Raw genomic sequence first — 9,204 nt, 5'->3', positions numbered from 1 at the left:
CATTCATGCTGGCCTCCTTCCAGCCAGCATGTTGAATCACAGCCCAGAGAAAAGCGGAATCCTCAGCGACTCAGTTCGATGTCATCCCGCTCTAGAAATCGATTTCGATGGCAATGCCCTTTTCCACCGCGAGATCGACGACCGCGGCCGCGACAGCGAGATCCTGAAGGCCGACGCCCGTGCCGTCGAAGAGGGTGATGTCGCTGTCGGCCGAGCGGCCCGGATGGGTGCCGTTGATGACGGCGCCGATCGTGGTGATGTCCGCCTCGCTGATCAGACCCTCGGCCACCGCATGCTGGGCCTCGCCGATCGTGATCGACTGGGCGACCTCGTTGGTGAAGACACGAGCCTTGGCCAGAAGCGCGGCCTCGACCTCCTGCTTGCCTTTGGTGTCCGTGCCCATGCAGGCGATATGCGTGCCCTCGGAGACGTGCTTCGCCATCAGCGAGGGCGAGAAGGCCGAGGTGATCGAGATGATCACATCCGCCTCGCCCATGCTGTCAAGCTCCACCGCCTCGAAGGGAAGGCCGGCTTGAGCCGCGACCTCGGAGAGTTCCGCCACCTTGGCGAGGTCGTCGACGCTGACGATGATGTCCGAGCCGAGCTTCGCCAGCCGCTCGATCTTCGCCGGATCGCGCACCTCGTTGGAGACGAGGATGTCCTTGATGCCGCCGCGCGCGAAGACCTCCGCTTCCGAGACCTTCTGGCAGCAGACGCCGACCGCGCCGCCGAGCTTTTCCTGAAGCTTCGCCACATCGACCGATTTGTGCATCTTGCTATGCACCCGGTGGCGCGTGCCGTGGGCTTTCGCGTAGTCGCCCATCTTCTTGATGTTGCGCTCCAGCGCGTCGAGATCGTTCTGCCGGCGAACAGTCCACTCGCCTGCGGAGCCAAGCCCCTTTCTCAGCCCGGCACCGCCTCGAACCGCTTTATCGTTCCGCCGCGCGGCGTTGAACGAGCGGAACCTGCCGATCCGCACCGAGCCGCAATGAAACTTGCTAAGCCGGCGCGATCGCTTCTCTATCAGCGGCGCATAGGCAAGATTCCAGCGATTGATCTTCGAATGATCGACCGCGAAGCCGCGTTCGGCGACCCTGTTCAAGTTGATAAGAAGCTCTCCATCATAAAGAGCCCGAAAAGCGGTAACGACGGTCGCCTGAATGTGAGCCTGACTAGACTGCGGTAGAGCCCGCCGTCCTCATCGTCCGAAGACCGGCACGCCGCGCAACAACCTTTTGAGTGTCGAATCCGACTCTGCGCCCGGTTCGGAAGTTGTCGCCCTCTCCATTCTATGAGCTGTCTCGCGCAACAGTTTCGCGGGATCGTCGACAACAAATCCGGCAATGAGTTCGCGCAGCTTGCTCGCTTCCCTGGCAAGCGTTGAAGCCGCTGCCGAGGATTCTTCGACCATTGTGGCATTCTGCTGCGTTACCTTGTCCATCTGGCCGATGGCGGAGTTGATTTGTCCGAGGCCCGTCGCCTGTTCTTGGGCAGACATCGCGATCGCATCCATCTGCACCGTGATTTCCGCGATATCGCGGCTGATTTCCTTCAATCCGGTACCGGTCTCGCGCACAAGCTGGGCGCCGGAATCGACTTCACTCGCCGAAGTGGTGATCAAGGTTTTGATTTCGTTGGCGGCCAGAGCGGAGCGCTGAGCGAGTTCACGCACTTCTTGTGCAACGACTGCGAAGCCTTTGCCGGACTCGCCGGCGCGTGCGGCTTCAACACCGGCATTCAACGCCAACAGGTTGATCTGAAAGGCAATTTCGTCGATCACACCGATGATGTTCGAGATCTTTTCCGAGCTTCTCTCGATCCGCTGCATGGCGTCCTCCGCACGGGAGACGACCTCCGTGGACTGAATTGCAGCTGTGTTAACACGCCTCGACGCGCTACGGACCTCTCCAGTACGCTTTGTCGAGTTGGAGACGTTCGCCGTAATCTCATCCAAAGCAGCGGCGGTCTCTTCCAATGCGGCCGCCTGTTGCTCGGTGCGTTTCGCAAGGGACTCGCCACTTGCAGCAATTTCATCGGTGCCGGCGTCGATATTACCGACCGAGACCATGACCGATTTGAGGGCATCGCTCAGCTGATCGACGGCTTTGTTGAAGTCACCGCGGATCGGTTCGTATTGAGCGGCAAGCGCCGTCTCGATGCGACAGGTCAGGTCGCCGGAGGAGAGCTTGGCGAGGGACGAACCGAGAAGTTCGGTCGCCTCTCTCAATTGTGCAGCCTCTTGCTCCTTGCGCTCCCGCTCTATGGCTTGCTGGGCCTCGTCGCGAGAGCGCATCTCCTGTGTCTCACTTTCAAGAGCGAGCGCCTTGAGCGAGTTGTCTCGCAGGACATTGACGGCCTTTGCCATGTCACCCAGCTCGTCGCTGCGCGCAATCCCAGGCACCTCAAGATCGAACTGCCCGCCTGACATCCGTCTCATGACATCGGACAAAGACCCGATAGAGCGACCGATGCGCGATACGAAGACGAAGAGTGCGAGACTGGAGAGGATCAACACGCCGCCGGCGAGAGTGACCATTGTCAGCATGGACTGGAAACTGCTCGCAGCAGCGGCACTCGTGTCGAAGACGATCGCCATCCGCCCGATCGTCATCTCCTGGCCCTCTTCCGTGCGAAGAAGCGGCACCGACTCGACCAGAAGCGAGCCATCCAGTTCCTGTCCCTCCGATTTGGACAACTCGTCGATGATGGACGCCTCGCCGATCGAGTAGAACGGATTGCCCTTTTCATCGAAAATCACGCCGGCGCGGAAATCCGGATCAGTGGTTGCAGGCGCGAGCGTCTCTTTCGCCATGGCCTCGTCGAACTGCCAAATGGCGTTGGAACTGCCACTGAGCACCAGTTGCGCGGTCAGATCCACCTTCTTCTGAAACATGTCGTTCTGCATGTTGGCTCGTGACAGGGCGGCATAACCGCCAACGGCCAGCAGGCCGATTGCCATCATGGACAAAGCCGGCAAAAGGATCTGTGTCTTTATGGAGGATTTCATTTGCAGCCCTCGTGAGCTTCGGTTGCAGCCGGTTCCAATGAATTTAGAGGGAAAGCCAAAGTCTTCTGTCGATTGAATTTACATTTGACGGCAGCATTGGATTGTCGATCTCGATCAATTTTCGCCGGCCGAGATGTCCTTTTGACAGAGCTGTTTCTACGTTGGCGTCCGTTTTGAACATAGCTTCATAAGAACCATCCGCGTGGGCAGCCATCAGACCTTTGAGAAGATCGTCGCGCAGCTCTGGTTTTTTCTTCGACACGAAGAACATGAGGGTAAATTGATATTTGAGGATCAAGCTCTCTTCGACGGCGAGCCCAGGCGCAGCCGCCACATGCTGGGTCTGCTCATTGATGGCCTCGAAGGCTGCCCGGGGGAAGAAATCCGCCCGGCCGCCGACGGTCATGCGAAAGAGATTCTTATAAAGACCTGTGCGTACGGTGATGCCGGCATTGCGCAGAATATCGATATCGCCCCATCCCGGACCTTGTATGGCGATATACCGACGCAGGTCATCAAGCGATTTGACTGAGGAAAACTCTCGCTGCCGTTGGCCATTGATCAGAAAGAGGCGATATCCCAGCAGGCCGCCATCGATTGGAAACGGCACTGGCAGGGCGGCATTCCACACTGTCTTGTCGACGCCAACCCAGCAGATGTCGAGATCGCCTCCCGTCGCGAGAGCGTTCATGACACCCGATTGCGTCGGGTAGCCGACGGGCGAGGGTTTCAGAACATAGGGCTTGTCGATTTTCGAGACAGCCAGTCTCAAAGCCTTGGCAGACAGAGACGAGTCGTCGATTTTCTCTGTGGCATTGTAGAAAACTGGAATGTCGTCACCCGCGAAAGCGCGTGGTACCCAAGGCATGGCAAGCATCGATGCGCCACAGGCCATAAATGTTCGACGCCGCATGTGGTCCTCGTCGGTCTGTTTCGCTGAATGATTTCGAATTAATATCTCGTACTTATGGATAATTGATCTTGGATAAGAAAAGATTAATTTCCCGAGCGTAAGACCGACATTCTTTTATTCAAGCGTGTCGCACCTTTGCCTCTGAGCCGTTGAGGCTCTGCTTTCTGACATCTTCAAGCTTTGCTCACCTTTTGAAGCGCGAAAATCGCATTCGAGGCACCACGCACTTTGAAGGCCCCGGGTTCCTGAACGTTCTCGCATTTGAAGAAGAGTCCGCAGCCGGAACGCTCATTGAGGCTATCCAAGGTGCGGATCGGCGTATGCCGGATATGCGGCTTGATGCGCTCGTGCGCGGCAAGCATGTCGTCATAGGTCGGATGATCATCGGATCTCCGTCGATCAGGCGCTTTCGGTCAGGCGCCAGCGACGGTCTACCGGGTGCTTCTGACGCTCGAGAAGAGGCGGCTGGTGGAGTTCACCCCCGACGACCTGCGCTGGCATATCGGCGCCCACGCCTTCGTCGTCGGCGCGCGCTTTCTGCGTCGGACCTCTCTCGTGGAGCGCGCCCGGCCGATCATGCGGCGCCTCATGGAAGCGACCGGCGAGACGGCCAATCTCGGCATCGTCCAGGGCAGCGCGGTTCTCTTCGTCAGCCAGGTGGAGACCCATGCGAGTATCCGGGCCTTCTTTCCCCCCGGCACACTGTCCCCGCTCCACGCTTCGGGGATCGGCAAAGCTCTGCTTGCCGAGATGCCGGCCGAGCGGCTCGACCGGGTCATTGCGACGAACGGTCTGGCGACCTTCACGGCCAAGACCCTGACGACGCATAAGGCGCTTGCGGACGATCTCGATCGGGTCCGCGCCAGGGGCCATGCGATCGACGACGAGGAACGCACCGATGGCATGCGATGTGTGGCGGCGGCCATTTTCGACGTTCACGGAGAGGCCGTCGCGGGGATATCGGTTTCGGGGCCGATCACCCGCATGAGCCTGGAGACGACCACCCGCCACGCCGCAACGGTGATGGCGGCTGCAGGGGAGCTGACGGATGCGATCGGCGGGGCGCGCCCTGTTCGCGCGCCCGCATGACCTTTGCATAGAGCGAAATGCAAAAAATCGGGATCGCTATTTCGCTCTAAGTGGTTGTTTTGACACATAATGTGACCCGAAAAGTCAGACAACTCTTCGGCATCATGCCCTATCGGCGAGCGGCGCCGCCCATGGCCGGGCCGAGCTTCATATGCCGGTTGACGTCCTTGTAGAGAAGATAGCGGAACTTGCCGGGGCCGCCCGCATAGCAGGCCTGGGGGCAGAAGGCGCGCAGCCACATATAGTCGCCGGCCTCGACCTCGACCCAGTCCTGGTTCAGGCGATAGACGGCCTTGCCTTCCAGCACATAGAGCCCGTGCTCCATCACATGGGTCTCGGCGAAGGGAATGACCGCGCCAGGCTCGAAGGTGACCACGGTCACATGCATGTCGTGGCGCAGGTCGGACGGGTCGACGAAGCGGGTGGTGGCCCATTTGCCGTCCGTTCCCGCCATCGGGGTCGGGGCGACATCCGCGTCATTCGTGACGATCACGTCCGGATGGTCGAGCCCCTCGACCGCCTCATAGGCCTTGCGGATCCAATGGAAGCGCACGGGCGCATCGCCGTCATTGGTAAAGGCCCAGTCGGTTTTCGGCGGGAGATAGACATAGCTTCCCGGCCGCAGCGCGTGGCTCTGACCATTGATGACGATTTTGGCCGTTCCGTCGACGACGAAGAGAACGCCTTCGGCTTGCGGATCGGTTTCCGGCCGCTCGGACCCGCCGCCCGGGGCGACTTCCATGATATATTGGGAGAAGGTCTCGGCAAAGCCGCTCAAAGGGCGCGACAGAACCCAAAGGCGCGTTGCATTCCAGAAGGGCAGAAAGCTCGTCACGATGTCCTGCATCGTGCCTTTCGGAATGACCGCATAGGCCTCGGTGAAGACCGCGCGGCCGGTCAGAAGCTGCGACTGCGGAGGATGTCCCCCTGTGGGGGCGAAATAGTTCGAGGTCATGGGCGCTCCGGGATTGGATCTCGTTCTTCAGTAAGAAAGGGCCGCGTCTTCGACCAGCGCCGCCCTTGCGAAAAGTCTCTTCTGGACTCTTTGAAGATGCCGGAATGGCCGAGAAAATCGGCGCGTCCAAGGGGGGCTGCGCCGTCGCGCAATCGCACGCCGATCGGTCTTTGACGCCCGGGCGCCTTCGCTTGGGCGGGCTTTGTCCCTATATGCGCGACACATCCGATCGAAGACGTATGATCATCAAAGGACGCCGCGCCCTGACGACCAATGCCGACATCATCGATCTACGCGATTTCTACCAGTCGGCTCTGGGAATGGCCGCCGCGAGGGCCGTCTCGCTCGCGCTGATGCCGGTCTGGAAGCCGATCTCGGACGAGCGCCTTGTGGCCGTCGGATATGGCGGACCGTTTCTCGATCGCTTCGCATCCGATGCCGAACGTGCTCTGGCCTTCATGCCGGCGGGGCAGGGGGCGATTTCCTGGCCGCCGGGCGGGGCCTCGATGACCGCGCTGGTGGGACTTGAAGACTTACCGCTCGGCGATGCCTCGGTCGATCGCATCCTGGCGGTTCACGCGCTCGAATTTGCTGAAAGCCCGGAAGATTTCTTGAACGAGGTCTGGCGCGTTCTGGCCCCGGGCGGGCGTGTGGTTCTCGTCGTTCCGAACCGGCGCGGGGTCTGGGCGCGCTTCGAACACACCCCTTTCGGCTCCGGCCGGCCCTGGTCGCGGGGGCAGCTCCAGCGGCTCTTGCGCAGCGCCATGTTCACGCCGGCCTCCTTGTCCGAGGCGCTGTTCTTTCCGCCCTTCCGGCGTCGGTCCCTGCTCGGCCTTACGGTCGCTCTGGAAACCTTCGGCCGCAAGGCCTGGCCCGTCTTTGCCGGCGTCGTCATTGTCGAGGCGGTCAAGCAACTCTACCGCGGCGTTCCGGTCGCGAGCCGCGCCATGGAGCGGCGCCGAGCCTCCAAGCCGGTTCTCGTTCCCGCTGGGGCGGGCGCTCGGATCCGAGAGCGCCAAGAAAGGCAGCCAGCTAACGAAGGTGAAGCCGGTTGCGCCTATCCCATTGCTTAGAATGCCTAAGCAACGAGCATTGGTTGACTCCCACGAAATGATCGTTTGACGAATGTCCTGACGGCTCTTATCGAGGTTCCATGGACCGATGGCACAGCCAGCCGCAGCATTCGTAGGATTGCGGTCCGGCCAAACCACTTCGACAGACGGTGCCATGACCGCCTTTGGCTTTCAAATTCCCTCCACCATGAGCCGCGATGCCCTCGAGGCAGAGGTCATGCGTCTGCGCTCTCGGCTCTCCGATAGCGGACGCGGCTCCATCGCCGGGACGCAAGCGTCGGTCGATTTCGCCGTCGGTGAAGGCGATGACACGCGGGCTGGCGCCGACGGCTCAGCGCGCGCGGCCGACAGCGATCTGCAGTCCGCCCTTGCGGCGAGCCAGGAGGCGCTGCGCGTCAGCGAGGAGCGATTGGCGTTCGCCTTCGAGGCCTCGCGTCTTCTCGGTTGGTGGGACTGGGACGTCGTCAATGACCGGCTCTATGCCGGCTCCCATTTCGCGCTGATGTTCGGCGTCGAGCCCGAGCGGGCGGCGAAGGGGGCGCCGATCGCGGAGTTTTTGGCCGGCATTCATCCCGACGATCGCGACCGTATCAGAGAGGCCTTCGGAGCCGTCTTGCGGGACGGCGGCGAGTTTTCCGCCGAATACCGGCTTCAGCGCGATGATGGGCCGGTTACTTGGGTCTATTCCCTTGGACGGTGCTTCCTCTCCGATGAGGGGCAATGTAGCCGCTTTCCCGGCGTGGTCATGGACATCACCGCCCGCAAGGCGAGCGAGCTGCGCCAGGCTGCGCTTCTCGATCTCGGCGAAAGGCTGCGCGAGACGAGCGATGTGGGCGCCATCGCCTTCACCGCGGCCGAGGTGATGGCCGAGACGTTGGGCGCGACGCGGGCCGGCTTCGGCATCGTCGACGACGTCGCCGAGACGGTCGAGATGCAGCCGGATTGGCGCCGTCCGGGCACAGCAACCCTCGAAGGCCTTCATCGTTTTCGCGACTATGGCTCCTTCATCGACGACCTGAAACGGGGCGAGATCGTCATTATCGAGGATGTGACGAGCGATCCGCGAACGGCTGAAAGCGCCGAGGCGCTTCTTTCGATCGGCATTCGCGTTCTCGTCAATGTGCCGATCTTCGAGCAGGGCCGCTTCGTCTCGGTCGTCTTCATCCATTACGATGGGCCGCACGCCTTCAGCTCGGCGGAGCTCGATTTCGTTCGCACGGTCGCCGACCGGGCTCAGGTCGCTTTCGGCCGCGCGAGAGCCGAGGAGCGCCAATCGCTTCTGATGCGGGAATTGTCCCACCGGCTGAAGAACAATCTGACCATGGTCCAGGCCGTGGTGCATCAGTCGCTGCGCAATGCGCCGGATCTCGACGCGGCCCGGCACACGGTGAATGCGCGTCTGCTGGCGCTCGCCAAAGCGCATGACGTGGTCATCAAGGGCGGTTCGGGTTGCGGCTCAGTTTTCGAGATCGTCTCCGAGACGCTCCAGGCCCATGACGACGGCGCCGGGCGGATCACCGTTTCCGGTCCTCCGGTGGCGATCGGTTCGGCGACATCGCTCTCGCTGGCCCTGATGATCCACGAATTGGCGACCAATGCGGTGAAATATGGCGCGCTTTCGGTGCCCGAAGGACGCGTCGAGGTCCGGTGGCGCAAGGATGGCGGGCCGGATGGGCAGCATTTCGAGCTCATCTGGGAGGAATCGGGCGGCCCGAGAGTGCACGAACCCGAAGAAAGCGGTTTCGGCACGCGCCTCATTCGCGGCGGTCTATCGGGCGTCGCAGGCGATCAAGTCGCTCTCGACTTCGCCCCTGACGGCATCGTCTGCCGCTATCAGGTGCCTTTTTCCGGTCTCGCCGAGACGGGTGTCTAAGCCCGACTGCGTCCTTTCGCGAATGATCGCCGTGTCTGCAGAGTTTTGAGGGAAAAGCGATCCCTCGGCGCTTCGTCATCCTCGCATTCGAAGAGTGCGGGGACCTATGCCATCACCGTCGGAGCGACATTCGGGCCGAGGAAATGGACCAAGCGAAGCAGACCGCAATCGGCTTGTGGATGTGAGCAACCTTCGAGGCATGGCAACTGTGTTCATGCGAAGGCCTTTTTGTCTCTCTGCATGGCGTTGAGGACGGTGAGAAGCTTTCTGGCGACGGCGATGATTGCGACTTTC

The 9,204-nt window shown here is 61.2% G+C and carries 8 protein-coding genes and 1 pseudogene; 3 read left to right on the top strand and 6 right to left on the bottom strand.

Features of this window, described 5'->3' with window-relative positions; genetic code table 11:
* Positions 1-91: 91 nt before the first annotated feature.
* From B9A15_RS23565 to B9A15_RS22175, 5 genes and pseudogenes are all read right to left on the bottom strand, one after another.
* Positions 92-907, bottom strand: coding sequence for an alanine racemase (locus B9A15_RS23565; RefSeq protein ID WP_244557091.1), 816 nt, complete (start codon positions 905-907; stop codon positions 92-94).
* Positions 908-967: 60 nt separating this feature from the next.
* Positions 968-1,087: pseudogene (locus B9A15_RS22750) on the bottom strand (IS6 family transposase); the annotation flags it as partial.
* Between the two features lie 111 nt (positions 1,088-1,198).
* Positions 1,199-3,007 (bottom strand): methyl-accepting chemotaxis protein, encoded by a 1,809-nt coding sequence (locus B9A15_RS22185; protein ID WP_084413130.1) that lies wholly within the window; start codon positions 3,005-3,007, stop codon positions 1,199-1,201.
* Between the two features lie 43 nt (positions 3,008-3,050).
* Positions 3,051-3,920, bottom strand: coding sequence for a type 2 periplasmic-binding domain-containing protein (locus B9A15_RS22180; RefSeq protein ID WP_139798558.1), 870 nt, complete (start codon positions 3,918-3,920; stop codon positions 3,051-3,053).
* Between the two features lie 173 nt (positions 3,921-4,093).
* Positions 4,094-4,282 (bottom strand): pyridoxal-phosphate dependent enzyme, encoded by a 189-nt coding sequence (locus B9A15_RS22175; protein ID WP_210190570.1) that lies wholly within the window; start codon positions 4,280-4,282, stop codon positions 4,094-4,096.
* 106 nt (positions 4,283-4,388) lie between these two features.
* Here B9A15_RS22175 and B9A15_RS22170 point away from each other — a divergent pair, with 106 nt between their 5' ends.
* Entirely contained in the window at positions 4,389-5,009 is a 621-nt protein-coding gene (locus tag B9A15_RS22170) for an IclR family transcriptional regulator (RefSeq protein WP_244557090.1), read from the top strand.
* A gap of 109 nt (positions 5,010-5,118) precedes the next feature.
* Here the strand turns inward: B9A15_RS22170 and B9A15_RS22165 are convergent, their stop codons facing one another.
* Positions 5,119-5,964, bottom strand: coding sequence for a bifunctional allantoicase/(S)-ureidoglycine aminohydrolase (locus B9A15_RS22165; protein ID WP_084413127.1), 846 nt, complete (start codon positions 5,962-5,964; stop codon positions 5,119-5,121).
* 239 nt (positions 5,965-6,203) lie between these two features.
* Here B9A15_RS22165 and B9A15_RS22160 point away from each other — a divergent pair, with 239 nt between their 5' ends.
* Positions 6,204-7,037, top strand: coding sequence for a class I SAM-dependent methyltransferase (locus B9A15_RS22160; protein WP_084413131.1), 834 nt, complete (start codon positions 6,204-6,206; stop codon positions 7,035-7,037).
* 154 nt (positions 7,038-7,191) lie between these two features.
* A complete protein-coding gene (locus tag B9A15_RS22155; protein ID WP_170923411.1) occupies positions 7,192-8,910 on the top strand; it encodes a sensor histidine kinase in 1,719 nt (572 codons plus the stop codon).
* Positions 8,911-9,204 lie beyond the last annotated feature (294 nt).

Origin of the sequence: Fulvimarina manganoxydans, assembly GCF_900176465.1 — a bacterium.
Lineage (GTDB): Bacteria > Pseudomonadota > Alphaproteobacteria > Rhizobiales > Rhizobiaceae > Fulvimarina > Fulvimarina manganoxydans.
The sequence above is the reverse complement of the archived record's forward strand: the minus strand, read 5'-3'. Positions and strand labels throughout refer to the sequence as shown.

What these genes read in the sequence shown, in the direction of transcription:
- B9A15_RS22175 (WP_210190570.1), bottom strand. Translation starts at nt 4,282, where the DNA reads ATGCTTGCCGCGCACGAGCGCATCAAGCCGCATATCCGGCATACGCCG.
- B9A15_RS22155 (WP_170923411.1), top strand. Translation starts at nt 7,192, where the DNA reads ATGACCGCCTTTGGCTTTCAAATTCCCTCCACCATGAGCCGCGATGCC.
- B9A15_RS22185 (WP_084413130.1), bottom strand. Translation starts at nt 3,007, where the DNA reads ATGAAATCCTCCATAAAGACACAGATCCTTTTGCCGGCTTTGTCCATG.
- B9A15_RS22160 (WP_084413131.1), top strand. Translation starts at nt 6,204, where the DNA reads ATGATCATCAAAGGACGCCGCGCCCTGACGACCAATGCCGACATCATC.
- B9A15_RS22180 (WP_139798558.1), bottom strand. Translation starts at nt 3,920, where the DNA reads ATGCGGCGTCGAACATTTATGGCCTGTGGCGCATCGATGCTTGCCATG.
- B9A15_RS22165 (WP_084413127.1), bottom strand. Translation starts at nt 5,964, where the DNA reads ATGACCTCGAACTATTTCGCCCCCACAGGGGGACATCCTCCGCAGTCG.